We start from the raw sequence: 25693 nt of genomic DNA, 5'->3' as shown, positions 1-25693 counted from the left end.
CGACGACCCGGAGCGTTGGCGGCCATCGCACAACATGTGCACCTCGGTGACGGTGGCCATCTGGAACCCCGAGAGCAATCGCAGATCTTGCAAGGAGCTTGGATGACGAACACACAACAACGCGTGGTGGTGGTCACCGGCGCTGCCGGTGCCCTGGGTGAGCATGTGGTGCGCCACTTTGTGGAGCATGGCGAGCGGGTCGTGGGCTGGGATCTTCACGCTCCGGGGCAGGGCAAGCTCGTGGAAGACCCCGAGCAGCAGGGCGTATGGCGCGCCCAGGTCAACGTGACCGATGCGCAGGCCATCGCCGACGCAGCCGCCCGGGTGCGTCAGGAACTCGGGCCCATCGATGTTCTGGTGCACTGCGCCGGCGGTTTTCGGTGGTCGCCGATTGAGGCGATCGCTCCCGATGACATCGACTTTTTGGTCGACGTCAACCTGCGCTCCTCGCTCTACATGGTGCGCGAGGTGATGGGGGCGATGAAAGAGCGCGGCCACGGTCGGGTGGTCCTGATCAGCTCGCGCTCCACGCTCAAGCCCGGGGCTGGCGAGGGGGCCTACGCGGCGACCAAGGCCGGGCTCAATGCGCTGGTGAGTGCGGTGGCCGACGAGGTCCGGGCCAGCGATGTGACGATCAACGCGGTGCAGCCCTCGATCATCGATACCGAGGCCAACCGCCAGGATATGCCCGATGCCGACTTCGAAACCTGGGTCGACCCGGCCGAGCTGGCCGGCATCATTTACGGGCTGTGTCCGGCGGCAGAGAACCCGATCAACGGGGCGCTGCTGGTGGTGGCCGGACGCACCTGAGAGCCCGTGCTTGACCGGCTCCCGGCCAGCGATTACCTACCTGCGAGATGTTTAAAATGGCCGCGCCCCGAAGCCGGCCCTCAGTGGAGGTGGACCATGGAAGATGTCACCGTCATCGATCACCCGCTCATTCAGCATAAACTCTCGCTGATGCGCGAGAAAGACACCACCACCGCGGCTTTCCGCAGCCTGATGGGCGAGGTGGCGCTCTTGCTGGGCTACGAGGTGACCCGGGATTTGCCGATCGAGTACGCCGAGATCCAGACCCCGCTCACCACCATGAAGGCCCCTCATCTGGTGGGTAAAAAGCTGGTCATCGTGCCGATTCTTCGCGCCGGGGTGGGCTTTGTCGATCCGCTCCTGCAACTCCTGCCCTCGGCACGGGTGGGGCATATCGGCCTTTATCGCGATCCGGAGACGCTGCAGCCGGTGGAGTACTACCTGAAGTTGCCCGAGCAGATGGACGACCGCGACGTGATCGTCGTCGATCCGATGCTGGCCACCGGGCATTCGGCGGCGGCGGCGGTGGCGCGCATTAAGGCGTTTGAGCCCCGGTCGATCAAATTTATGTGCCTGCTGGCCGCCCCCGAGGGCGTGGCGCATATGCGGGAGCGGCATCCGGATGTGCCGATCTACACCGCGGCCATCGACGAAAAGCTCAACGAGAAGGGCTACATCGTCCCCGGGCTCGGTGACGCCGGAGACCGCCTCTACGGGACCAAATAACCTCTAACCTCAAGCTCGCCGCGGTGATGCGGGCGCGTGACGGGAGTGACGTGACCATGTCGCAGGAAGCTGGCCCGGTGGAGGTTCGTCGCCTCAGCGGCGAATCGGTTCATCGCTACATCGACGATCTGGCGCGTTTGCGGATCGAAATTTTTCGCACCTACCCCTACCTCTACGATGGCGACCTGGATTACGAGCGGCGCTACCTGGCCCGGTATCTGGAGAGCGCGGAGAGCGTGCTGGTCGCCGCGTTTGATGGGGAACGGGTGGTCGGGGTGTCGACGGGCATGCCGATGGCGGCCAGCGACGAAGACTTTCAGCGCCCCTTTAACGAGCTGGGCTATGATGTCGACGCGATCTTCTATCTGGCCGAATCGGTGCTCCTTCCCGAGTATCGCGGCCAGGGCGTGGGCGTGCGCTTCTTTGAGGAGCGCGAGGCCCACGTGCGGGACCTGGGGCGCTTTCGCTTCGCCTGCTTCGCCGCGGTGGTCCGCCCGCCCGACCATCCCGATCGCCCCGAGGGCTGGCAGCCGCTGGATGACTTCTGGCGGCGGCGAGGCTATGAACGCCAGCCGCAGATCCGCACGATGATGCGCTGGAAGGAGATCGCCACGGTGGAGGAAGTGCCCGAAGTCATGGAGATCTGGCTCAAAGACCTGGACGACGGATGAGTAAGGTGCGTGTGGCCACCGCGCAGTACCCGGTGGATTTTCTCAAGGGATGGGATCATTACGTCGATAAGATCACGTCCTGGGTCAAAGAGGCCGCCGGCCACGATGCGCAGCTCGCGGTGTTCCCGGAGTACGCTTCTATGGAGCTGGTCAGCCTCTTTGCCGAAGAGGTGCGCCAGGACCTGCCCTTTCAGATGTCGGAGATGCAGCGCCTGCTCGACGACTACCTGGCCCTGCATCGGGAGCTGGCCCGGCAGTACGGCATGTATGTGGTCGGCGGCTCTTTCCCGGTGCGTCTGCCCGATGGTTCGTACCGCAATCGGGCCTATGTGTTCAGTCCTCAGGGGCGGGTGGATTATCAGGAAAAGATCTTGATGACGCGCTTTGAGAGCGAGCTCTGGCTGATCTCGTATGGCGACCAGCTCAAGGTCTTTGAGACGCCCTTTGGCGCCTTTGGCATCAACATCTGTTACGACAGCGAATTTCCCCTGCTCGCCAGGCGGCAGGTGGAGGCCGGGGCCAATCTGATCGTCGCGCCCAGCTGCACCGACTCGGCTTACGGGTACCATCGGGTGCGGATCGGCTGTCAGGCCCGGGCGCTGGAGAACCAGTGTTACGTGGCCCACGCGGTGTTGGTGGGAGAGGCCTCCTGGTCGATCGCCATCGATGAGAACTGCGGGCGCGCCGCGGTGTACACGCCGGTCGACGTCGGGTTTTACGAGGATGGCATTGCGTCGATTGGCGAGTGGAACGCCGCGCAGTGGGTGTATGCCGATGTGGATCTGGCGCGCAGCGAGGAAGTGCGGGTGCGTGGCGAGGTCTTGAACTTCCGCGACTGGGACAACCAGTCGGTGGCGGCATCAGCGGAGATCGAGCGGGTGCACCTGGAGTAGCGGCGCACGATTTGTTTCGCGAAGTTGCAAGTTGTTGAAATAAAAGGGGTATCTCGGGGCGCTCTGTGGGGCTAACGTGGCCGGGTTGTGGGCTGCGTTCGTCTTTTCAGAGAGGTTCTACATGAAGTTACGCGTGATCGGAGCGGCGTTGCTGGCGATGTCGCTGATGGCCTGTGGCGAGGGCGACGACCTTCGCGTCGATCGTCCAGAGGAAGGATGTGAGGAGGGCTGTGAGGAGGTGGGCGAAGCGCCGGCCTTTGAGTGGACGGAAGGGGAGCATGGCACCGCGGTGTATCGACCGGACGAGCCGACTCCGGAGCCCGAACCGACTCCGGAGCCCGAACCGACTCCCGAGCCCGAGCCCGAACCCGAGCCGACTCCGGAGCCCGAGCCGACTCCCGAGCCCGAACCGACTCCCGAGCCCGAACCGACTCCGGAGCCCGAACCGACTCCGGAGCCCGAACCCGAACCGACTCCCGAACCCGAACCGACTCCGGAGCCCGAGCCCGAGCCCGAACCCGAACCGACTCCGGAGCCCGAACCGACTCCGGAGCCCGAGCCCGAAGACGAACTCTCCTGCGCTGAGGTCGAGGGCGTGTGCCGTTTCTGTGGGCCGCCGCAAAACGTGGTCACCAGCTGCCCGGGCAACAGCACCACCTTTGAGTGCGAGGTCCTGCGCCTGACCAATGCCGAGCGTCGCGCCGCCGGCCTCAACGAACTCACCTACAGCGGTGAACTCGCTGAGTCGGCCATGATGCACGCGATGGATCTGGACAGCTGCAACTACTTCGCCCACGACTCCCTCGACGGCACCAGCTTCTTTGAGCGCTGCGCCGACATGGGCTACCCGGGCACCTGCACCGGTGAAAACATCGGGGGCGGGCAGCGCACCCCGGAAGCGGTCGTGCAGGCCTGGATGGACTCCCCCGGGCACCGCCGCAACATCCTCTACACCGGGCATACCCAACTGGGCGTGGCCTACCACGAAGGTGGCGGTCGCTACGGACGCTACTGGGTTCAGCACTTCGGTCGCCGCCGCTGAGCGCTGGGCGGACCGGACTCGCAAAAAAAGAGCGCCCCCGAGATGGACTCGGGGGCGCTCTTTTAGGTGAGACCAGGCCGCAAACTCGGTGTGCGACGAGACATCAGGGCAACACGAGTTCGCCGCGGAAGTTCGCATCCACCATCAAAAAGCCCTGACGGGTGGAGAGGGGCTGACTCTGCTCAAGGGTGAGCTGCAGGTTGGACAACTCCGGCGAAAATTCGCCCAGGGAACTCAGGTCCGGGGCGGGCACGGCAAAGGAGAGCCCCTCACCAACGGCGCCTTCGATCTCGGGCCAGAGTTGCTCATACATCAGCGTCTCCAGCGCGTTGGCGTCGAATTGCGGCTCGCCAATCGAGGCGTCGATAAGCCACATGTGAATGCTGGGCTCGTCGGCCAGCTCCAGGCCGATCTCGCCAGCCTGCAGCCCCATGTTGGCGCCCACGCTGAGGCGCACGCCAAAACGGTCGACGCGATCCGGGTAGGTCAGCTCGATCTCCAGCTGACCCAGATGCACCATCAGGTCGTAGGGCTCGCCGGCCGTGGGCGGCGCGATCAGCGGCGGGAGCTTGCCCTCAACGCGCGCGGCCTGAACCAGATTATTGAAGGGCGCCGGGATCATCTCACTGATGTCCATGGTCAGCAGCCCCGCGTTCCAGACTTCGTGGAAGATGCCGTTGATCAGCGCCAGGTTCAGGCCGAGCTGCAGCCGGGAACTCAAGAAATAGGGCAGCTCGGGGGAGGGTTCGCTCATCAGCGCGACCCCCGGGCTCTGCTCAAAGATGGGCTCGGCGCTGGTGGAGAGTTCGGCGCGAATCACGCCTTCGAGCCCCTCGCGATGAACCGGTGTAAACTGCGAGATCTGGCCGGCAAAGTTCAAGGCGATCGGCTCACCAAGGCCCAGATCGAGATCGAAGCTCTGAGCGGCCATCGCGTCTTCGAGCGAGGTGAAGAGGTCGAGCAAGAGCTGGGGCAACGTGTCGATGAAGGAGAGGTTGACGCTCTCCAGAATCATCTCCTCCAGGCTGGTGCGCAGCGCGCTGTTGGCCAACTCAAAGACGGCGTTGACCTCCGGGCTCACAAAGTTGGGCGTGGCCCGCTCCAGCGCCAGGTCAAAGCGCTCCAGTTCGATCTCAAAGTCGTCTTCGGCGCTATTCTTGGCGATGCGGACTTCGGCGTAGATGGCCAGGCTGGCCGAGAGGTCGCCCTCCAGGCTCAGCGACTGGTCGTTGAGCTCCAGCCCCCCGGCGGTGGTCGCGACAAGGTTGGGGATCTGGGCAAAGAGCTGCAGGCCCTCGTCGGTCAGATCGAGTTCGACGCGGGGCTCGTTGACGTTGACGTCGAGCACCCGCAGCACCAGCGCGCTGGAGTCGACGACCGGATCGGGGAGCTGCGAGTTTAAGTCGAGGTGGCGCAGCACCAGGTAGAGGATGTCGGCCAGGTCATCGGTGAAGACCTGCGACTCGCTCAGAAACTCGGGATCCTGGCCGTCGTCGAAGAAGTTCTGGCCCAGGTTGAGGATCAGGCCGTCTTCCAGCGTCAGGGTGCCGTCTTCGCCGGTCGGGTGGTAGGCCGGCGCCCAGATAAAGTCGGACTGAGCGTAGCCCTCACGGTTTTGCACCCCGTCGTAGGCGGTCACGTACACCGAGTTGATGCCAAAATGGGGCTCGTAGGTCGCGCTGAAGCGGCCCTCGCCGTCGAGCTCCACGGCCTCTCCGTTGACGTGCACGCTGACGATGCTGTTGGGGTCGGTGACCGCGCCGCGCACCTCGACGCTGGGATGATCGGCGGCCAGGAGCTGGGCCCCGGGCGCCGGCGACTCGATGAGAATGTCCGGCGGGGTGTTGTCGACCAGGGCGTCGGTGCTACCGCAGACCGGCTCGCCAGCGTCGACGGCCACGCAGGCCTTAAAGGTCACGCGGCCTTCCTGGCGCACAAACCAGCGGGCCTCGTCATCCTGCTGCTCGACCGCCTCGGCCGGGCTGACCTCCCAGGTGATATCGGCACCGCTGATCGGGCGGTTGAGCCCGTCGAAGACGGTGGCCCGGGGGGTGATGCGCGTGCCGGTGGCGTAGGCCAGACGCGAGGGGTTGAGCTCCACGCGCACCAGCGCGGGCTGCTCCCAGGATGGATCGGCGTCGGGCTCCTCGCCAGCATCCACGTCCTCGTTGGGGGCGCCGGTGGGTTCGGTGTCGCTTCCGCAGGCGATGAGCGCCGGGCCACAGAGCGCCAGGGGAAGCAGGGCGAATAAGATCGTCTGAAGGGATCGTCGCATAGGTTCACCGGACTCCGAAGTTGCCGCGAAGGATGAGATGACGGTCGGTCTCGCTGAGCTCCGGATGGGTCAGCCCGAGCTCGCCGCCCACCGGCAGGTCGTAGACCCCCAGCGAGGGAGGCAGCACAAAGGAGGGCACCGGAAGCTCGGGCAGCGCCGCGTTGAGCGCGTCGTCGAGCATGGTCTGGAGGAAGCCGCGGAGGAAATCCTCCAGGACGTCGCGGGTGCTCTCCGGCAGCGAGATCTCGTCGGGAGAGAGGTGGAACTCATCGAGGATGATGTTGTCAAAGCTGAGTTGTCCGTCGATGAGGTTGACGGTGGTGGTCGCGGTGGCGCCCAGCGAGAGGGTCACCGGCTCGTCAAAGAGCCCCGGGTAGAGCATCTCCAGGCGCATCCCGCCCAGCATCAAGGTGGCCTGGCCGTTGCCGGTGAGAGTGGCCACCGGGGGCAGGGTAGTGCGCAGGGTCACCGCCGCGCCCTCGGCGTCTTCGCCAAAGAGCGCCCCGCCGATGTCGGCCTCCAGCAGGCCGCCGCGCCACAGGGCGTGCAGGGCCTGGTTGAGCAGGATCACGTGCACCGCCACCGCGGTGTTCTGGCCGCCGATGGGCTCATGCAACAGGGTTCCCGCCGGGTAGGGCACCCCCAGCGTGGGGTGGGCGATGGCCGTGGTGCCAGGGCGCACCCCGCTGTACATCCCCAGGAGCAGGCGCGCGCTGGTGATCGAGAGCGAAGAGAAGCCCAGGTCGTAGAGCAGCTCGATCGGGGCGCTGCCGTCGAGACGGGGCACCTCCATCCCCCCGCTGAGCGCGTCGGTGCCCAGGTTGCCCAGAAGGTCGCCGAGCAGGCTGTCGAAGTTGTCGACGATGGCATCGCGGACCGCGTCTTCGACCATGTCGCGGATGGTGCCCTGGATCAGGTCGGCGATGAGCCCGTAGATGAAGCTGGAGAAGCCGTTGGCTCCGCTGATGTCAATCTCTCCGGAGGTCACCGAAGGGGTGCCACGCAGGCTCGCGCTGAGGCTCTGACCGGTGAGGGCAATGTCGCTGGTGAGGTTGAGCGTGATGTCATTTACCCAGGCCTTCGGCTCCAGTGTTCCCGTCACCTTGCAGACATTAAAGCCCGATTGGGGGCGAGCTTTGATGTGAATGCGGATACCGCGCAGGATCGCCTCCATGTTGAGGCCCCCTCCCACCAGGTTGAGTGCGGTGAGGTGACGGTAGAGGTTCCCGTTTCCGAGATCGATGCCGAAATAGTCCACGCCGGTAATGTACACGTCGTAGCAGCTGGCTTCGGCCAGGCGATTGTTGGGATCGACCACCCCGTCGTGGATCTGCTGCAAGAGCCCCGGGCTATTGAGGACCTTGAGGAGCACGTCGTTGAGGCTGCGGATCTCGGTGGTGTGGCCCCTGTCATCAAGCGCGTCCTGGGCCAGGCGCAGGGCGACGGTGTCGTCGGTGTTAAGCAGGTGCGGGCCGTAGTCTTCGGAGGCCAGGAAGGAGCAGGTGCGCACGCTCTCCTCGCCAAAGGTGTCGCGGGCCACGACGTCGACGAAGTTGATGCCAAAGCGCGGCCGCACCGTGGCGCTAAAGCCGCCCTGATCGTCGAGGAGGGCGGCGTTACCGTTGACCAGGACTTCGGTCACTCCCAGGGTGTCGGCGACGGTGCCGGTGAAGGTGAGCGGGGTGTTGGGAGCGTGCTCGATCATGGTGCCGTCGGTGGGGCCGGTGCACACGATTTGCGGCCCTTCGCTGTTGACCACCACTTCGACCTGGCGGGTGAGCGGGGCGCCGGTGTCGGTGCCTTCGGCGACGGTGGCCACCAGCTGGTAGATGCCATCGGCGTAGAAGCGGAAGCGTCCCTGACCGTAGTTCTCGACGACTTGCTGGTCCTGGGGCGCGCCTTCGAGGGGCACGGCGTAGGTGATGCGGGCGTTGGGAACCAGGTTGCCGAAACGGTCCAGGGCCTCGGCGCTCAGGGTGATGATTTGCCCCACCGCGTAGACCTCTTGATCGGGCACCACGCTGACCAGGAGCTCCGCCGGCAGGTCGGGGACAACTTCCAGGAGGGCCGGAGCGGTGTGCTCAATGCCCTCGGTGTAGCAGCTCAGGTTGTAGATGCCGGTGGTGGTGATCGTGGCCACGCGCTCGTCCAGGGTGACCCCGGAGTTGGTCACGTCGGAGATCAGGCGCAGGTCGGTGCCGCTGAGATCGACCCGGTTGCCAAAGGCATCGTACCCCTGGCAGGTGGCTTCCACGCTCTGGCCGGCGGTGATCTGGTGGGTGTCCAACGCGGTGGTCAGCGTGGTCAGCGGACCGGCCACAATCTGAACCGAGGGGGGCGCGAGATCGCTGAGTCTTAGCTGTGGCGAGGTGCAGGCGACGATGGCCTCACCCACGCGCTGGGCTTCCAGCTGCCCGGAGCGCCGTGCCAGCAGGTCGGCCGGCGAGACGTTGACGCGCTGCGGGGGCGTCTCGTCTTCGGCAAAGGTGATGACCTCGCCGGCCTCATCGAGGAATTCGCAGCGGACATCAAAGCGCTCCCCGGCGGTCAGGGGCATGGGGTGATCGATGACCGTGCGAATCGCCGCGGGAAGCACGGGCAGCGCCTGAGCATCGGGAGCCTCGACAGCGGCGTCGGTGCCGCCGTCGGGTTCATCGGTGGACCACTGGCTGGAGTCAGCGACGTCGTCGCTGCCACAGGCGGTCCCTCCTAAAAGCAGGCCTAGTAGAAGGGTGGGCCACATCCATCTCAGGCTACGAGATGCAGGGGTGGGACGGCGTGAAGTGACCATAAGTCAGGCTCCCGTCAATGCGGTTATCGAATACAGCGCGTCAGTGTTCAAAAGTGTAACGGTGAGGATCTGGGGGCGCAAATCGCGCGAGCGCGCGCCCCCGTGCCGCGCGCCTTAGAGCTCGGGGAGGGCGTCGAGCGCGTCTTTGAGCTCGCCGCGTACGCAGGCGATGCAGTCTCGGCGGTTCAAAAAGCCGCAGCCACTGCGTGGCGAGTCGCTCATCGCCTGGAGGGCCGGGCGAGTGCGCGGATCGCCGAGTTTGACCAGGGCCTGGATCTTTTCTTTGTAGGCGTCGCAGTTCGAGGCCGCTCGCAGCTCCACTCCCAGGCGCTCCCAGCGCTCCAGGTCATCCAGCGCGTCGTTGTCTTCCAAGAGCGAGTAGGCCCGGCGCCGGATGCTCGAGCGTTCTCCCTGGCTTGCCAGCGCGGCGATGGCCGAGCGGGAGGTGGTGTTGAGGTGGGCGGTGAGCCAGGCGCTGGCGTCGTCGCTGCCGGCGGCCAGGGCGTTGACCATGGCGTCGATCAGGGCCGGGTCGTGTGCGTAGCGGGCGTCGGCCTCGACAATGGCGTTGGCTTCGGCCACCAGATCGACCTTGCGACCGACGTGCAGGTCGGCCATCAGCGCCAGGTGGCGCAGGTGGGGATCGTCGGGGCGCTGGAGCAAGAGGGCCTCCAGGGGGCTGCGGTCGCCGGTGCGGGCGGCGGCCACGGCCTGGAGCACCTCTTCTTCTTTCATCAGAGCTTCGCGGGAGGCTTCGGTCTGGCGCTGGGCCCGGGAGTCGGCGCCGACCACCAGCAGGGTCGCGCCCAGGAGCACCACCACCAGCAGCAGGGCGCCGGCGCTCACCCGTTTGAGCAGCAGCTGCTCGGCCGGAGCCAGCGCCTGCCAGCGGGGCAGCACTTCGGCCTGCCAGCGCTCGCGCAGGGGGATGGCGGCCTTTCGAGCCCGTTCGCGCAGGGTCTCCAGGGAGTCGCCGGCGGCGGTCGCCGCGGCCGTGGCGATCGGAGCCAGGGCCGAGGTCAGTGGCGCCTGGTGCAGGGTCTCCAGCTCCTCGATGAGCTCCCGGGCGCTCTGCGGGCGCGCGTCGGGGTCCTTGGCCAGGAGCCGGGCCACCAGGCGCTCGGCGGCCTGGGAGAAGGCCATCTCCGGGCAGCGCTCGCGCAGGGTGGGCACCGGGTGGGTGACGTGCTTGCCCATCAGACGGGCGATGTTGTCATCATCGTAGGGGGGCTGGCCGGTGAGCATCTCAAAGAGGACCACGCCCAGGGCGTAGAGATCGGCGCGGGCGTCGATGTCGGCCCCGGCGATCTGCTCGGGGGCCATGTAATGAGGCGTGCCGTAGACCATGCCCTTGCGGGTCAGGCGCGTCTGAGGCGCCTCGGTGCTCTCTTCGCCCGGGGAGATGCGGGCGATGCCGAAGTCCATGATTTTGACGAAGTCGGGATCGTCTTCGCGATCCACGAGCATGATGTTCTCGGGCTTCAGATCGCGATGGACGATGCCATGATCGTGGGCCTGGGCCAGGGCGGTGGCGATCTGGCGGGCGATATGGGCGGCGCGCACCAGGGGCAGGCGTCCCAGAGCCATGGCTTCGTGCAGGGTCTGACCTTCCAGGTACTCCATGACCAGAAAGAACTGGCCATCGTGGGTCTGGCCAAAATCGGTGGCCTGGCAGACGTGCGGGCTGTCGAGCGCGGCGGCGGCCTGAGCTTCGCGCTGAAAGCGTGCCACGACCTCTTTGTTTTCGGTGAGCTCGGCGTGGAGGACCTTCAGCGCCACGGTTTTGCGCATGAGCACGTGCTCGGCGCGGTAGACCTGTCCCATGCCTCCGTCGCCCAGGGGGCGTTCCAGGCGGTAGCGCTCGGCGATGAGCGTGCCCGGTTCCATCGAAATGGGGCCCTGGCCGCCTTCGGGGGCCGGGGCTTCGGGGGCCGGAGCTTCGGAGTGCTCGGAGGCTTCGGCCAGCGAGGCCGCGGCCTCGGGCTCAAGCGCCCGCGTGGCTCCGAGGGCGTCGGAAGGGGGCGCATCTTGCGCGGCAGCCGTGGGAATGACGGGGGTATCAGGCATCGGTGAGCGTATCCAGATGGCGTCAGAATCGAGTCGAGTGGGCCCGAGTGCGGCGGTCGGCCCCCCGGCGGCCCCACAGTCTCAGGGAGGCCATGGCGAGGAGCACGCCGAGGTGGGTCAGACCATAGCCGCCAGGGGCGTCGCTGGCGAGGGTCGCACACCCGGCGTCGGGGGAGGAGTGCAGGGTAGCTCCCGGCGTGGAGTCGTCCACCCCGGCGGCGTCGGGGAGTGCGGGGCGATCGGCCGGCTCCGCGGTGGTGTCGGGGGCCTCGGCGGTGTCGGCGTCCTCGTCGGGGCGGGCCGCGGGGGCGCTGGCGCGATCGACGCGGATCAGGGGCGCCGGCAGGCGCTCGCTGGTCAACCACAGCGCGTCGTCGCGGCGATCGTAGGTCAGCGCTTCGCCCTGGAGCGTGCCCGGGTTGACCATCACCCGTTGCGGCGCGGCCTCAAAGGCCTGCCGGAGCTCGCCGCCCGGTGCGCAGTAGGTCAGCAGGTGGGTGTAGGTGCGCAGGGTGAATTCGCCGCCGTCCGGGGAGACGTCGGCCGCGGTGATCATTTTGCCGAAGCTCAGCGAGCCGGGCAGCGTGAGCTCGGCGATGTGGCGAGCCTCCAGCAGCGAATCGGCTTCGGCAAAGGCCTCGCTCAGCTCAAAGACCCCGGCGTTGCCGCTGTCGTTTTTCTCGAGGATGAAGATCTCGGCGCTCCTCGGATCGACGAGGAGGGCTTCGGCGTCGCGAGGGCCGCCCTGGTAGGTAAAGCGTTGGGCTGCGATATCCTGAGTCAGCTCCAGCCGGGGCGGGGGAGGTTCGGCGAGCCGGGGTTCGGGCACGCGGTAGATCATCAGGTGGTCGCGGCGAGCCAGGTTATCGCCGATGTCGGCCAGGTAGAGGCAGGGTTGGGGGCTGCCGGGCTGGCAGGGGCCGATGGCCATATCCTCCCAGTCGACGTTCTGGGCCGGGGGCAGGCGCACCTCGGTGAGCACCTCGCCAGTGGTGCTCAGGGCGAAGAGACGCGCCTGGTCGCCGGAGTCGTTATGGGTCCAGAGGATGTCGGGGTTGAGCCAGCTGGCGGCCAGCCCCGAGGATTCCCCCAGGCGCTCATCGTGGATCTCGGCGACACGCTCACCAGGGGCCCAGCCCTCGCATGCCTCGTCCTGGGCCCGGGCGGCCGCCGGCGTCAGGAGTGTGGCGAGGGCCACAAGCGCGATCAGGGGGCAGGCGTTGAGCTGGCGAATCAGACCGGCGGCCGGCATGGGAGCGCTCCGTGATAAAGGGGGGAAAGACCTCGGGGCAAGGTATCAGCCGCAAAAGTCGGGAGGCAAGGAGTGGGGAGGGGCTGCGAGCGATACGCGATACTCCCCCAAGGCGCTGCACGCGGTGCCGGGGCATCAGGGATGCCCCGCGCTCGGCTAAAATCAGACAGAATGGAGATGATGCACTTGTGCCAGAGTGTCACGGTAAGGTGATGGACTGTTGCAAAATACCACGGTGGGGGTGGGGGTAAGGTGATGCACTGTGCCAAAATGTCGCATTTTTGGAGCGTCGGGGGGATCGAGGATGCCTCTCGCTCGGCGAATAGCGGATTCGGCGATCTCGGGGGGGCCCGAGTGGCAGAGTCGGGCGGGCGTGTCGGGAAGCTGGTGGGGGGGCCGTGCGTTGATGGTTGCCAGCCCGGCGCTGCCGAGTATGGTCGCACGCAATACGCCCTTGCCGCCCGTGAAACGAGGATGGCGTGGCAGGCGCGCTTGCGCGCCACAACCCCCGGAGAACGAAGTATGGAAGAGTCGACTCGCCAGAACGATGCCTATCCCGCGCCGCAGGGCTATCAGGTCTCCGCGTTGGTGGCCGAGCGCGACGAGCTGCAGGTGGTCGCGCTCACCGAGGAGTCCACCTCGGCCGAGCGGCTGGGGCTGGCGATCCACTACGATGAGGCCCGGCTGCAGGATGTCGCCTACGTGGCCACTCGCCGCGAGCAGCTCTCGCACCTGGCCGAGTACCTCGAGGAACTCGCCGCCGGGGGTGTGGTCGCGCGTAAGATCGCGCTGCTGGAGCTGGACCAGGGGCCGGGCGGGGCCGGTGAGCCGCTGCTGGTCGTGGAGGCCTGCAAGGGCACGTCGCTGCTCAAGGCGGTGGAGGAGCGCTGGCCCCAGGGCATGCCCGCCGAACTCGCGCTCCAGCTCATGGCCCGGCTGGGCGATCTGCTGGTGGCCACGCATCAGGCCGGGTACTACTGGCGCGATTTCGACCCGCGGCGCTTCGTGCTCACCGAGGACCTGGAGTTGCGCGCGCAGCTGCCGGGCGCGGTGGTCAGCAAGGGGGTCAAGCTCAAGCCCTGGCAGCTCTCGACCCACCCGGCCTACACCGCGCCGGAGGTGCGCGACGAGGCCTCGGGCACCATGCTGCGCAGCGCGGCCGATATCTACGGCGCCGGCGCCCTGATGAGCTTTTTGCTCAGTGGCGAGGAGCCGCGGGCCCGGGTGGAGAGCCCGCTGAGCTACACGGCCTACGAGCGCATCGAGGCGCTGGAGCTTCCCGGGCTCACGCTCCTGCTGGCGCGCACGCTGCAGCCGCTGGCCAAGAAACGCTTCGGGCGCGCCGAGGTGTTTCGCAAGTACCTGGCGCTCGACGCGTTGCCCACCCGCGAGATGAAAGGCTTTGGGATGGTGATGCTTCCGGCGCCCTGGCTGGGGCTGGAGATGGAGAACCCCGAGAAGAACCGGGCGCTGAAGAGCCACCTCTCCTCCGGGCCGCTGATCAGCGTGGCGGTCGAGCCGACGCCGGTGACCGAGGATGAAGCGCCCCCGGCGGGTTCAGCAGATTCGGCGGTGGAGCGCGCTCAGGAGCGCGCGGAAGCGACCCGCGGGGGAGGGTTAAGCGGGCCGCTGCTGGCGGTGGTCATCGTGTTGATCATCGCCACGTTGGCCTACCTCACCCTGGGCGCCGGCTAAGGGCCACCGGGCCCGGGGTGAGGGCGCCCGGGTCACTCCCCGGGCTGGCCTTTTTCAAAGCGGAGCGATTCGCCATCGTCGGCCGCTTTGACCACGATGTGGTCGCCCGGGCCGAACTTGCCTTCGAGCACTTCCACCGCCAGCGGGTCCTGGATGTAGGTGCCGATGGCGCGCTTCAGCGGGCGTGCGCCGTACTCCGGCTCAAAGCCCTCTTCGGCCAAAAAGTCCTTGGCCTCGTCGCTGACCTCGATGGTCATGCGCTGCTCGGCCAGCATTTTGCGCAGGCGCTTCTTCTGGATGTCGACGATCAGGCGGATGGCCTCTTTGTCGAGAGCCTGGAAGACGATGGGAGCATCCAGGCGGTTGAGAAACTCCGGCCGGAAGTGATCGCGAAGGATCTCTTGCACCGCGTCGGTCATCTCCTCACCCGAGGCCTTGCCGCTCAAATCCATGATCTCGCGGCTGCCCACGTTGGAGGTCAGGATCACCAGGGTATTGGTGAAGTCGACCCGGCGTCCCTGGCTGTCGGTCAGGCGCCCCTCATCCATCAGCTGCAAGAGCAGGTTGAAGACGTCGGGGTGGGCCTTTTCGGCCTCGTCGAAGAGGACCACGCTGTAGGGTTTCAGGCGCACGGCTTCGGTGAGCACGCCGCCCTGCTCGCTGCCCACGTAGCCGCGGGCCGAGCCGATGAGCGTGTTGACCTTGGACTGCTCCATGTACTCCGACATGTCGATGCGCACGATGGCGTCTTCGCTGTCGAAGAGGAACTCCGAGAGGGCCTTGGCCAGCTCGGTCTTGCCCACGCCGGTGGGGCCCACGAACATGAAGTTGCCGATGGGGCGGTTGCGGTCCTGCAGGCCCGCGCGCGAGCGCCAGATGGCGCTGCAGATGGTCTCAATCGCCGAGTCCTGGCCCACCACCCGCTGGCGGAGGCGATCGGGCATGTTGAGGAGCTTCTCGCGCTCCGACTCCAGCATCTTGCTCACCGGGATGCCGGTCCAGTCGGCGATCACCTCGCCAATGTCATTGGCATCAACAAAATCCTTGAGCAGGCGCTCCTCTTTGTGGAGCTCGCTCATCCGGGCCTGCGCCGCCTCGAGCTTCTGCTTGAGTTTGGGCATCACGCTGTAGCGGATCTCGGCGGCGCGACCGAGTTCGCCGGCGCGCTGGGCCTCTTGCGAGGTCTTTTCGGTGGCCTCGATCTCTTCTTTGATGGTGGTGATCTCGTCGAGCACGACCTTCTCGGTCTCCCAGCGCACGCGCAGGCGAGCGGCCTCTTCGCGCTGGCTCTCGATGGCGTTTTCCAGCTCGGTGCGCTCTTCGACGGTCTCGGGGTTGGTGGATTCGGCGATGGCCTGACGCTCCATCTCCAGGGCGTGCACCCGGCGCTCCACGGCATCGAGTTCGGTGGGCTTGCTGTCGATCTCCAGGCGCAGCCGGCTGGCGGCCTCGTCGATGGCGTCGATGGCCTTGTCGGGCAGGAAGCGGTCCTGGACGTAGCGCGCGGTCATCTGGGCGGCGGCCACCAGGGCGCTGTCGTCGATCTGCACGCCGTGGTGAATCTCAAAGCCCTGCTTGATGCCCCGCAGGATCGAGACGCAGCCATCGGTGGAGACCTCCTCCACGTGGATCGACTGGAAGCGGCGCTCCAGGGCGGCGTCGGCCTCCACATGCTGGCGGTACTCCTCCACGGTGCTGGTGCCGATGCAGCTCAGCTCCCCACGCGCCAGGGCGGGCTTGAGCATGTTGGAGGCGTTCATGGAGCTGTCTTTACCCCCGGCGCCTACCAGCTGATGGAGCTCGTCGATGAAGAGGATGATGCGGCCGCGGCTGTTGACCACTTCCTGGACCACGGTCTTGATGCGCTCTTCGAACTGCCCGCGCAGGCTGGTGCCGGCGACCAGGGCGCCCAGGTCCAGGCGCATCAGGCGTTTGCCGGCCAGGCCGGCGGGCACATCGCCGGCGACCAGGCGCTGGGCCAGGGCGTTGACGATCGAGGTTTTGCCCACGCCGGGGTGGCCCAGGAGCACCGGGTTGTTTTTGGTGCGGCGAGTGAGCACCTGCATCACGCGCCGGATCTCGGCGTCGCGCCCGATGACCGGGTCGAGCTCCCCGCGCTCGGCCATGGCGGTGATGTCCTGGGCGTATTTGCTCAAGATCTCGGAGGCCGGACCCTCGGCGCTGGTGATCTTCTGGCCGCCGCGGGCCTTTTTCACGGCTTCTTCGAGCTTCTCCGCGGTGGCGCCGGCGTCGCGCAGCGCGCGTCCGGCGTAGCTGGAGGAGCGGCGCGCAAAGGCGATGAGCAGGTGCTCGCTGCTGGTGAATTGATCGCCCAGGGTGTTGGCCAGCTCCCCGGCTTCCTGGAGCGCGCCCAGCAGATCTTTGCCCACAAAGGGCTGCTCCTGCTTGCGGTAGCTCTTGGGCAGCAGCTCCAGCTCGTCGATGAGCTTGCGCCCCAGGGCTTTGGGGTTGGCGCCCAGGTTCTCGAGCAGGCTCTGCGCCACCGAGTCATCCTGCTCCAGCATCGCCAGCAGCGTGTGCTCCAGATCGACGTGATCGTGGCGCAGGGTCTGGGCCAGACTTTGCGCGCGTTCCAGCGCTTTGCGAGCTTTCTGGGTAAAACGAGACAGGTCGAATTTCTGGGGCATGTTCACGCTCGGGGGCAGACAGAGACATTCCACAAAAAGGCTCGCCAGAGCCTGGCGAGTCACGCGAATACAGGAGCAGTAGCGGGGCTAATCTGGACCGCGGCCGCCGGGGGTGTCAACCGAGGTGGGGCGCTCAGGATTCCAGCAGATGAGCCCCCTGGCCGGGGCGAGCGACGATGAGGTCGTTGACCCCGTCGATCTGGCTGAGCACCGAGCGCAGCGCCGAGAGTTCGCGGGCCGGGCAGAAGACCTTGACGTGGGGGCCGGCGTCGATGGTGAAGAAGATCTGCAGGCCGTCGCGTCGGGCCCGGCGCACCCGGTGGATCACCTCGATGGTGGTCGGGTTCCAGTAGATCACGCCCGGGTCGGCGGCCATGGCGCTGGCGTGCATGCCCAGGCAGGAGCGTTCGGCCACGCGTCCGAGCAGCGCGAAGTCGCGGGTCTCGACGGCGTGGCGGGCCTGGGCGATGTCCGCGTCGACGGTGCGCGCCCAGGGCTCAAAGAGTGGCGAGGTCTCCTGGGTGCGGGTCATGCCCTCGGTGGAGCTGACGTCTTTTTCGCCCTGGGTGGTCACGGCCACCACGCAGCGCAGGTCCCAGTGTTCGGGGCCGGCCAGGGCCCGGGCGTGGGCGTCGCGGCCGTCGGCCCGGGTGCCCGCGCTCATCTCGGCAAACCCGCCAAAGATCGAGCGCGCCGCCGAGCCCGAACCGCGGCGGGCCAGCACCGAGAGTTGGGCGTCGGTGAGCTGTTGGCCGGCGGCGTGGGTCGCCGCCAGCGCCAGCGCCGCAAAGCCCGAGGCCGAGGAGGCCAGGCCGGCGGCGGTGGGGAAGTTGTTGGCGGTCTCGACCTCGGCGAAGGAGGTGATGCCGGCGTCGTTGCGCACCAGGTCCAGAAAGTCGGCGATGCGTCGATGGGCGACGCTGCCCGGGCGCAGCTCTCGGCCGTCGAGGCTGACGAGATCCGATTCCAGCTCCGGGCGAAAGTGCACGGTGGTGGTGGTGGCCAGGCCGCCCAGGGTAAGCGAGAGGCTTCCGGCCACCGGCAGGTTGAGCGCCCGGTCGCGTTTGCCCCAGTACTTCACGAGCGCGATGTTGGAGTGGGCGAGTGCGGTGGCGTGCATGCGTGAGTCCTGAATAGTCGAGGGAGAAGGGGAGGGCGCCGGTCGCCAGAGAGCGAGCGCGGGAGGCCGGCCGCAAAAGATGGCGAAAAAGGGCGGGCGCTTAAGGCTCCAGATAAAACTCGAAGCAGGGCCAGTCGCGGGCCTCCCAGGCCTGGCGAATCAACCGGGTATGTTCGGCATCGGGGCTGAGCGCGACGACGCAGCCGCCGCCTCCGGCGCCGGTGAGCTTGGCGCCCAGCGCGCCGGCCTGGCGTGCCAGATGGCAGGCCGCATCGATCGCGGCGATCGAGACCCCCAGCGCGCTGAGCAGGCCCTGGTTCACGTTCATCAGCTCGCCGGCCTCTTGCACATCTCCGGCTTCGAGGGCGGCGCGCCCGGCCCGGGCGACCTGACCGATGGCTTCAAAGGTGGGGGTGATGGCGGCCGGATAGCGCCGGGCCAGCGCGTGAACCCCGCGGACCATGGTGGCCGTGGAGGCCGAGGGCGCGACCTGGGCCACGACCAGGCGAAGCGCCGGGGCCTGCATCGGCTCGATCTGCGGCGGGGCGCCGGGGTGCGCCCCGCGCCGAAACGCAAACACGCCGCCGCGCAGGGCCGCGCTCTGATCGATGCCCGAGGCCTGGCCATGAAACACGGCTTCGGCCCGCGCCACCGCTTCTTCGACGCGGGCTTCGTCGCCCTGGCCCGAGAGCTCGCGGGCCGCCCGGGCCAGCGCCACGGCCAGCGCCGCCGAGCTCCCCATCCCCGCGCCCACCGGCACCGCCAGGTGCACCGAGCTCTCCAGCGCTTCGAGCTCCAGCCCGAAGCTCTCCACGATACCCCGGGCGGCCTTCAGAACCTGGCCGTCGGCCTCAAAGCGCCCCCCGGGATGTTCGATGATAAAGGTCGATGTCTTTCCGGGGCGCAGCCGTGCCACAGCCCCGAGCGGGAGCCCACAGGCTACCGCTTCAAAGCCATGCACCACGGCATGTTCCCCGTACAAGATGACCTTTCCGCGTCCGCGACCCTCGGCTGCATCGATCATCAGCCGAAGAGCCCTTTGGCAAAGCCCGTCTCGCTGATTTCCAGCTCGATGGCGGCCGGGAGCTCATCGGCGTGCTTCTCGGCGTAGGCGCTGCCGGCGTCGTACTCATCGCCGCTGAAGAGGCAGAGGTAGACCTGCTCCACGTGCTTGAGGCGCGGGAGCTCCTCGGAAGTGATGCGCCAGAAGATCTCCATGAACTCGTCGATGCTCAGACCGGTGGGCTGCAGGCCGATGGCCGGGAAGGCCAGCTGCTTGAGCTCCAGCTCGTCGGCCCGGTCGTAGGCGTTGAGGATGGCGTTGGAGACCAGGCGCGCGTTGACCTTTTTGGCGCCCACGATCGAGACGTGAATCAGGCGCTTGACCGGGAGCTGGCCGGCTTCGGTGTCGATGGCGCGGCCCGGCTCCAGGCGGTTGTTGCGCAGCCCGCTGCGGGCCATGTGCAGGGTCTGCTGCATGAAGGGGCCCCCGCGACGCGCGATGGCGCTGCTCACACCGCTGTTGAGGATCAGACCGGTGTTGGAGGGGTTGACCAGCGCCCCTTCGGGCATCGAGATCAAGGTGATGTCACCCTGGGTGACGACGAGATGGCGTTTGGCATCTTCCATAAAAGGTTTCCTACATGGGTTCGGTGAACAGGCAGATAGGTAGCGTCAGAGTTGGGTTTGTCCCAACGCGAAAGGGCGCTGGCAGTCTGACTTTCCCGGGCGGGATCGTCGGGGCTGCAGCATACGACGAAAAGTAGGTGCGCTGAGTCCGGGCAATCTAATCGCAAAAGCCCCGGGGCAGGCAAGTGTGAAGGTGGGTTCAGATAAAGGAGCAGTCTCTCTGGACCGCGCGGGCCAGGCGCGCTTCGTAGGCCTGGCGGCTGATCTCGATGACGCCCAGGCGCCGGAGATGGTCGGTGGTGAACTGCACGTCGAGCAGGCAAAACCCCCGCTGGTTGAGGCGTTCTACCAGGTGGGCCAGACAGATTTTGGAGGCGTCAGTGGCCCGGTGAAACATGGACTCTCCGGCAAATAGTCCACCCAGGGCCACGCCGTAAAGCCCCCCGACCAGGGTGTCGTCTTGCCAGGCCTCCACCGAGTGGGCGAAGCCCAGATGGTGCAATTCGGTGTAGACCTCGGCGATCCCCTCCGAGATCCAGGTTTCCGGTTGGTCGGGCCGGGGGGCCGCGCAGGCCTGAATCACCGCCTCAAACGCGCTGTTAAAGCGGATGTCGAAGGGTTGCTGGCGCAGGCGCTGGCGAAAGCGGCGAGAGATACGCATGCCGTCGAGGGGCAGAATCGCGCGGGGGTCGGGCGCATACCAGTAGATGCGCCCCTCCTCCTCGGTGTGGGCCATGGGGAAGACCCCCTGGTAATAGGCCGAGAGGACAAGTTCTGCGGAGGGGCGCTTCACCGGTTAGCCCCGGGGCTTGGGATGCGTCATCGCCAGGGGGTTCATCGCCTTATCGAACTCCTCGCCGCTCAAATACCCCAGCTCGGTGATGGCCTGGCGCAGCGTGGTGTTCTCTTTGTGGGCCTTCTTGGCGACTTCGGCGGCCTTGTCGTAGCCGATCACCGGGTTGAGCGCGGTCACCAGCATCAGGCAGCGCTCCAGATCTTCGGCGATCTGCTCGCGGTTGGGCTCAATGCCCACCACGCAGTTGTCGGTGAAGGAGTGCATCGCGTCGGTGAGCAGGCGCGTCGATTCGAGCACGTTATGCACGAGCATCGGCTTGTAGACGTTGAGCTCAAAGTTGCCGTTGGCCGCCGCAAAGCCCACCGCCGCGTCGTTGCCGAAGACGTGCGCGCAGACCATCGTCATCGCCTCGGACTGGGTGGGGTTGACCTTGCCGGGCATGATCGAGGAGCCGGGCTCGTTGCTCGGCAGCGTCAGCTCGCCAAACCCGCAGCGGGGGCCGCTGCCCATCCAGCGGATGTCGTTGGCGATCTTGTTGAGCGAGGTCGCCAGCGTCTTGAGCGCGCCGTGGGCCTCGACGATGGCCTCTTTGCCGGCCAGGAGCGCAAATTTATTGGGGGCGGGCTTAAAGCCGTAGCCGCTGAACTCGCTGAGGGCCTCGCAGACCAGCGCGTCGTAGCCCTCGATGGTGTTGAGACCGCTGCCCACGGCGGTGCCGCCGATGGCCAGCTCCACCAAAAGCTCCAGCGACTGGCGCACGGCGCGCTCGGCGTAGGTCAGCTGCGCGGAGTAGCCCGAGAATTCCTGACCCAGGGTCAGCGGCGTGGCGTCCATCAGGTGGGTGCGTCCCACCTTGACGATGTCGGCAAACGCATCGGCTTTGGCGTCGATCGCCTGGCGCAGGTGGGCGATCGCCGGCAGCAGCGCGCTCTCCAGCTGGTCGACGATCGCCACGGCGCTGGCCGTGGGGAAGCTGTCGTTGGTCGACTGGCTCTTGTTCACATCGTCGTTGGGGTGGATCGGGCTCTTGGAGCCGAGCTCTCCGCCGAGCATCTCGATGGCGCGGTTGGCGATGACCTCGTTGGTATTCATGTTGGTCTGCGTGCCGCTGCCCGTCTGCCAGACGACCAGGGGGAAGTGGTCGTCGAGCTTGCCCTCGATCACCTCTTTGGCGGCGGCCTGGATGGCGTCTTTTTTGTCGGCGGCCAGAATCCCCAGGCGGTGATTGGCCTCGGCGGTGGCGTACTTCACCATGCCCAACGCTTTGATCATCGGGCGCGGCATGCGGTGGCCGCCGATCTTAAAGTTCTGAACGGAGCGCTGGGTCTGGGCGCCCCAGTAAGCGTCGGCGGGGACTTCTACCGGGCCCATCGAATCGTATTCGGTGCGGGTCGACATCATCTATCCTTGGAAGGCTGTCTCAACGAGGGGGTCAATCGAATCGCCATCGGGCGGTGCATCAGCGGCTGTATTATGTGGCTCAGCGCTTCAAACTCAAGGCCCCAGAGCATTGGAGAGGTGCGGGCTGTGGTGGAAGCGCCCGGGGCGGTGGCCATAATGAGCAAAGACGCCAGCGAGGAGGCCCCCCATGAGCGATGATGCTGTCCACGAGGAGCGACGCCCCGCGGCTCGGTGCCGGGCGCGTCGTCAGGTGATAACTTCCCGGATCGACGAGGCGCCGGGCGAGCCGCCCACCGTGCCGGGGGCGCTGCCCGGCGCGCCGCCCTCCTCCTTGCCGGCGCGCCGGTGCCCGGAGGAGGCGTTGGGCCAGGGCCCGCGGCGCTTTCTCTACTTCGATCGCGAAAAAGGCGCGGGCCTGGCCGTGCTCAGCTACTGCTCGGTGCTCTTTGGGGTGCCCTTTTTCATCGTCCCGCTGGTGCTGCGCGACAATCCCTTCACCCTGCACCACGCCAAAGCCGCCGGCGCCGTCTACCTGGTGTGCTACTCGCTCTTGCTGCTGGCCACGGTTCACAGCGCGCTCTTCTTGCCCCTGGCGCTGGTGGCCTATATCCCTGCGTGGATAGGTATGTACCGCGCCGCCGCCGGCCGCGAGGCCGGTCAGGCCGCGCTCGGCAGGCCTGGCGAGCGTATCTTTAAGTGGATTCAGCCGCGGTGAGCGCGAGTTAAGGGCAGGCCTGCTTCCATGCCCCGGGCTTCGCGCCGCCGCTCCCAGAGGTCAAAGAGTGACAAAGACGTTGCGCACCAAAAAAGCCCGTAGCGCCCGCGCCGACGCCATCGGCGCCCTCCTCGATGAGTACTATCCCACCACGCCGGTGCCCCTGGACCATAGCGACGCCTACACGCTGCTGGTGGCGGTGCTCCTCTCGGCTCAGTGCACCGATAAGCGCGTGAACATGGTCACGCCCGATCTCTTCGCGATGGCCGACAACCCCTTTGATATGGCGCGCCTGCAGGTCGACCAGATCCAGCACGCGATTCGCTCCTGCGGACTGGCGCCCACCAAAGCCAAAAACATCCACGCGCTCTCCCATCTGCTGATCGAGGAGTTCGATGGCGAGGTGCCCGGCACGCTCAAAGAGCTCACCAAACTCCCGGGCGTGGGGCGCAAGACCGCCCAGGTGGTGCTCTCGCAGTGGTTCGACGTGCCCTCCTTTCCCGTCGACACCCACATCCACCGCCTGGCCGAGCGCTGGGGCTTAAGCAAGGCCAAAAACGTCCGCCAGACCGAAGAGGACCTGCGCGCGCTCTTCCCGGAGTCGACCTGGAACGCTCGCCACCTGCAGATCATCTTCTACGGTCGGGAGTACTGCCCGGCCCGGGGCCACGACCTGGCCAGCTGCCCGATCTGCAAGGCCATTGAGGCCGGCGAGCTCTGAGGCGGGGGCGGAGAAAAGGTGATCTAAGGGGGGGGACGACGCCCTGAAGGCTCGTCGACGGCGGTGATCGACCCATGTTGCCGGGACTCACCGTGACAGGATGGCACACAGAGACCGCTTCCGGGGGGAGGTGAGTGTGACAGGATGGCACATTAGGACCGATTTCGGGGGAGGTGAGTGTGACAGGATGGCACACAGGGGCCGGTTTCGGGGGAGGTGAGTGTGACAGGATGGCACACAGAGACCGGTTTGGGGGGGAGGTCGAAGCGATTTCCGGGGGTGGGAGACCGGTTTGGATGGGGGGGACCCTGCTCGGAGAAGGGGGAAAGACCGATTCCGGAGGAGGTGAGGGCGGTTTTTGGGGGGGAGGCCCTTATCACCGGGGAGTCATGCGCCGGGCAAAAGCGGCAGTCGGAGCGTTTTGTTCATGAACAAAAAACCTCGCCAGGCACAGGCCTGGCGAGGTTTTTTTGTAGCGAGGAGCGCGGCGCGCGCTTGTTCGCCTGGGTTAGTCGCCGGGGTTAGTCGACGGGCACCAGCTGGTAGCCTTCCAGGCGGCTGGCCGCCCGGTCGCTCGGGCAGGACGAGACAAAGATGCGGTCATCAACGCGCAAGGGCCAGGTGTAGCGCTGGCCACGGCCGGCCAGGTCGGCGTCGAAGAGGGCTTCGCCGGTGAGCGGGTCCAGCGCGATCAAACGCCCCGTCGACCCGGGATCGCCGACCTCCACCAGCCAGGCCACCGGCTCGCCGCCTTCCTCAAGCGGCGCGGCGACCACGCGGCCCGGGTGCTCGCGAAAGCGGGTGATGGCCTCGGCGTTGTCGAATGTCGGGAACTCCCAGCGCCGCTCAAAGCGCGGGCCTTCCTCGGTGTCCACGATGGCCAGTGCTACCACGCCGGCGGCGTGCGTGCTGTCGGGCATGAAGGTGGGGATCAGCGCGAGCGGCCCCTCCTCGGTGGTCATGATCAGGGGCTGGGTGACGGCCATTCCCGCCCAGGTCTTGCGGCAGGCGTCGTCGGCGGTGCCGCAGAGCTCCACGAGCTTATGGCGATCGTGCATCGTGCCCATATGCTCGGCGTCGACCAGGTAGGCGTGGCCATCCTTGGTGGGGTAGACCAGCACCGCCTCCTCGCCAAGTTCGACCCGGGCGGGTGAGCTGCCGCCGATGTAGTCCATCTCCTGCCAGCACTCAAAGAGCGTCATCTCGTCGGTGCAGCGCCCGTCGGCGGGGCGCGGCGGTGCCTGGCCTTCGAGCAGGCGCGGGATGAAGAGATCCTGGCAGCTCTCGACACAGGCCGCCGCGGGCGCGTCGGGGTTGAAGTCGGCGCAGGCCTCGGCGTCGCACATCGGCTCAAAGCTGAGTCCGGGGCCCAGGCGAAGGAGGGTGTTGGCGTAGTCCTGGCGGTCCAGGTTGAGCTGGCCGTTGCCGGCGCCCACGATCAGGTGGTAGCCGCCGCCTTCTTCCTCGACCAGGAGGGGGCCGGTGGGTGCCCACAGGCCGCCACCGCAGCGGCGTTCGCGCGAGCCGGAGGTGCCCTCCGGGCCGCAGTTCTCGTCGGGTTCGGGCGTGGTGTTGAACACCGCGTGGATCGCCTCGCCAGCGCCCTGGTCGGCCCAGGCGTCCAGGTCGATTTCAAAGGCCCAGCCGTGCCAGGGCTGAATGTCGCGGGTATTGCCCAGGGTGATGTAGGCGCGCCCCAGGGTGGCGCCGGCCGGGCGGCCAATCACCACGTCGCCACGGCTGAGGGCCCGCTCCGGCCTGAAGCTCAGGGTGGCGTCATCGTTGGCCGGGAGCGTGGCCTCCAGGGTCAGCGGTTCAAACTCCGAAGAGATCGCGCGCTGGGCCAGGTCCACCACCACCACCCGGTGGCTTAAGCGCTGCACGTTGGCGTCGTAGGGCGCTTCATGATCGGCGGGCACCGTGTGGTAGGCCACCACCAGGCGCGAATCGTCGAGCCAGGCTGGCTGCGCCAGCGCAAACACCCCTTCACCCTCCGGTGCGGGCAGCTCCACCGACCAGGCCACCTCGCCAGTGGCCACATCGTGGGCGGCGAGCTGACCTTCACCGGTCATCGCCAGCACCCAGTCCTGCTCACCGTCGTGGTAGTGCATTGGCGAGGCAAAGACACAGGACTCAAACTCCTGGCCGGGGTGGGTGTCCGTGGGAAAGACGCGCTCCAGGCGCAGCTCTCCGTGTTCCACAATGGGATCGGGGGCGGGCTCCTCGCCCTCACAACCGGTGGTGATCATCAAGGCGCCGAGCGCCGCCAATGCCCAAATGTTGAACTTCCTAAAAGCCTCGTTCCAAAGAGGGAGTCATTGTCTGGAATGAACGGGCGTTCTGCTAGCAAGGGAGCGAGGCCTGTGCAAGCGATCGTTCACGGGCTCGCCAGCGCTGCAAGAGGAGAGGCAGGGAGGGGGAGTTTTGCCGGTGGCGAGCGC

Annotated in this window: 20 protein-coding genes; 8 read left to right on the top strand and 12 right to left on the bottom strand. The window is 66.9% G+C overall.

The features are described from left to right. Positions 1 to 102 precede the first annotated feature (102 nt). From DL240_RS13060 to DL240_RS13045, 4 genes are all read left to right on the top strand, one after another. Complete coding sequence (locus DL240_RS13060; protein WP_111730340.1) at positions 103 to 810, top strand: SDR family NAD(P)-dependent oxidoreductase; 708 nt, start codon at positions 103 to 105, stop codon at positions 808 to 810. Positions 811 to 906: 96 nt separating this feature from the next. After that, entirely contained in the window at positions 907 to 1536 is a 630-nt protein-coding gene (gene upp / locus DL240_RS13055) for a uracil phosphoribosyltransferase (protein ID WP_111730339.1), read from the top strand. Between the two features lie 56 nt (positions 1537 to 1592). After that, positions 1593 to 2207 carry a GNAT family N-acetyltransferase gene (locus DL240_RS13050; protein WP_111730338.1) on the top strand — a complete coding sequence of 205 codons (615 nt, stop codon included), beginning with the start codon at positions 1593 to 1595 and terminating at the stop codon, positions 2205 to 2207. Further along, positions 2204 to 3100 carry a carbon-nitrogen hydrolase family protein gene (locus DL240_RS13045; RefSeq protein WP_111730337.1) on the top strand — a complete coding sequence of 299 codons (897 nt, stop codon included), beginning with the start codon at positions 2204 to 2206 and terminating at the stop codon, positions 3098 to 3100. The genes DL240_RS13050 and DL240_RS13045 overlap by 4 nt, the downstream gene beginning before the upstream one ends. A gap of 117 nt (positions 3101 to 3217) precedes the next feature. On the opposite strand, the gene DL240_RS21060 is transcribed toward DL240_RS13045, so the two are convergent. Further along, the gene (locus tag DL240_RS21060; RefSeq protein WP_488253868.1) at positions 3218 to 3733 is read right to left on the bottom strand and encodes a hypothetical protein; all 516 of its coding nucleotides are present in this window, start codon (positions 3731 to 3733) and stop codon (positions 3218 to 3220) included. Here DL240_RS21060 and DL240_RS21055 point away from each other — a divergent pair. After that, entirely contained in the window at positions 3696 to 4142 is a 447-nt protein-coding gene (locus tag DL240_RS21055) for a CAP domain-containing protein (protein WP_488253867.1), read from the top strand. The genes DL240_RS21060 and DL240_RS21055 overlap by 38 nt on opposite strands. 103 nt (positions 4143 to 4245) lie before the next feature. On the opposite strand, the gene DL240_RS13035 is transcribed toward DL240_RS21055, so the two are convergent. The 4 genes from DL240_RS13035 to DL240_RS13020 all read right to left on the bottom strand — a co-directional run bounded on the left by DL240_RS13035 (position 4246) and on the right by DL240_RS13020 (position 12527). Next, complete coding sequence (locus tag DL240_RS13035) at positions 4246 to 6417, bottom strand: Ig-like domain-containing protein (RefSeq protein WP_111730335.1); 2172 nt, start codon at positions 6415 to 6417, stop codon at positions 4246 to 4248. Between the two features lie 4 nt (positions 6418 to 6421). Then, entirely contained in the window at positions 6422 to 9160 is a 2739-nt protein-coding gene (locus tag DL240_RS13030) for a hypothetical protein (protein WP_111730334.1), read from the bottom strand. Positions 9161 to 9322: 162 nt separating this feature from the next. Beyond that, a complete protein-coding gene (locus DL240_RS13025) occupies positions 9323 to 11275 on the bottom strand; it encodes a serine/threonine-protein kinase (RefSeq protein ID WP_111730333.1) in 1953 nt (650 codons plus the stop codon). Between the two features lie 22 nt (positions 11276 to 11297). Then, a complete protein-coding gene (locus DL240_RS13020) occupies positions 11298 to 12527 on the bottom strand; it encodes a hypothetical protein (RefSeq protein ID WP_111730332.1) in 1230 nt (409 codons plus the stop codon). Positions 12528 to 13049: 522 nt separating this feature from the next. Here DL240_RS13020 and DL240_RS13015 point away from each other — a divergent pair. Beyond that, positions 13050 to 14222, top strand: coding sequence for a serine/threonine-protein kinase (locus DL240_RS13015; protein ID WP_111730331.1), 1173 nt, complete (start codon positions 13050 to 13052; stop codon positions 14220 to 14222). Between the two features lie 32 nt (positions 14223 to 14254). Here the strand turns inward: DL240_RS13015 and DL240_RS13010 are convergent, their stop codons facing one another. The 6 genes from DL240_RS13010 to fumC form a co-directional block, all read right to left on the bottom strand. Then, positions 14255 to 16870: an ATP-dependent Clp protease ATP-binding subunit gene (locus DL240_RS13010; RefSeq protein ID WP_111730330.1), complete on the bottom strand. Its 2616-nt coding sequence runs from the start codon at positions 16868 to 16870 to the stop codon at positions 14255 to 14257. A 133-nt stretch (positions 16871 to 17003) separates the two neighbouring features. Then, positions 17004 to 17990 (bottom strand): diphosphomevalonate decarboxylase, encoded by a 987-nt coding sequence (gene mvaD / locus DL240_RS13005; RefSeq protein WP_111730329.1) that lies wholly within the window; start codon positions 17988 to 17990, stop codon positions 17004 to 17006. A gap of 100 nt (positions 17991 to 18090) precedes the next feature. Continuing rightward, entirely contained in the window at positions 18091 to 18972 is an 882-nt protein-coding gene (gene mvk, locus DL240_RS13000; protein WP_158542555.1) for a mevalonate kinase, read from the bottom strand. Between the two features lie 41 nt (positions 18973 to 19013). Further along, positions 19014 to 19619: a macro domain-containing protein gene (locus tag DL240_RS12995; RefSeq protein WP_111730327.1), complete on the bottom strand. Its 606-nt coding sequence runs from the start codon at positions 19617 to 19619 to the stop codon at positions 19014 to 19016. A gap of 199 nt (positions 19620 to 19818) precedes the next feature. After that, positions 19819 to 20412: a leucyl/phenylalanyl-tRNA--protein transferase gene (gene aat, locus DL240_RS12990; protein ID WP_111730326.1), complete on the bottom strand. Its 594-nt coding sequence runs from the start codon at positions 20410 to 20412 to the stop codon at positions 19819 to 19821. Between the two features lie 3 nt (positions 20413 to 20415). Beyond that, positions 20416 to 21816 carry a class II fumarate hydratase gene (gene fumC / locus DL240_RS12985; protein WP_347342264.1) on the bottom strand — a complete coding sequence of 467 codons (1401 nt, stop codon included), beginning with the start codon at positions 21814 to 21816 and terminating at the stop codon, positions 20416 to 20418. 187 nt (positions 21817 to 22003) lie between these two features. On the opposite strand from fumC, the gene DL240_RS12980 reads away from it, so the two are divergent. After that, entirely contained in the window at positions 22004 to 22531 is a 528-nt protein-coding gene (locus tag DL240_RS12980; protein ID WP_111730324.1) for a hypothetical protein, read from the top strand. Positions 22532 to 22598: 67 nt separating this feature from the next. Further along, complete coding sequence (nth, locus tag DL240_RS12975) at positions 22599 to 23252, top strand: endonuclease III (RefSeq protein ID WP_111730323.1); 654 nt, start codon at positions 22599 to 22601, stop codon at positions 23250 to 23252. A gap of 521 nt (positions 23253 to 23773) precedes the next feature. On the opposite strand, the gene DL240_RS12970 is transcribed toward nth, so the two are convergent. Further along, positions 23774 to 25501, bottom strand: a complete 1728-nt coding sequence (locus tag DL240_RS12970) for a hypothetical protein (RefSeq protein ID WP_146618286.1) — start codon at positions 25499 to 25501, stop codon at positions 23774 to 23776. Between the last annotated feature and the right edge of the window lie 192 nt (positions 25502 to 25693).

This window comes from Lujinxingia litoralis (assembly GCF_003260125.1).
GTDB lineage: Bacteria > Myxococcota_A > Bradymonadia > Bradymonadales > Bradymonadaceae > Lujinxingia > Lujinxingia litoralis.
The sequence above is the reverse complement of the archived record's forward strand: the minus strand, read 5'-3'. Positions and strand labels throughout refer to the sequence as shown.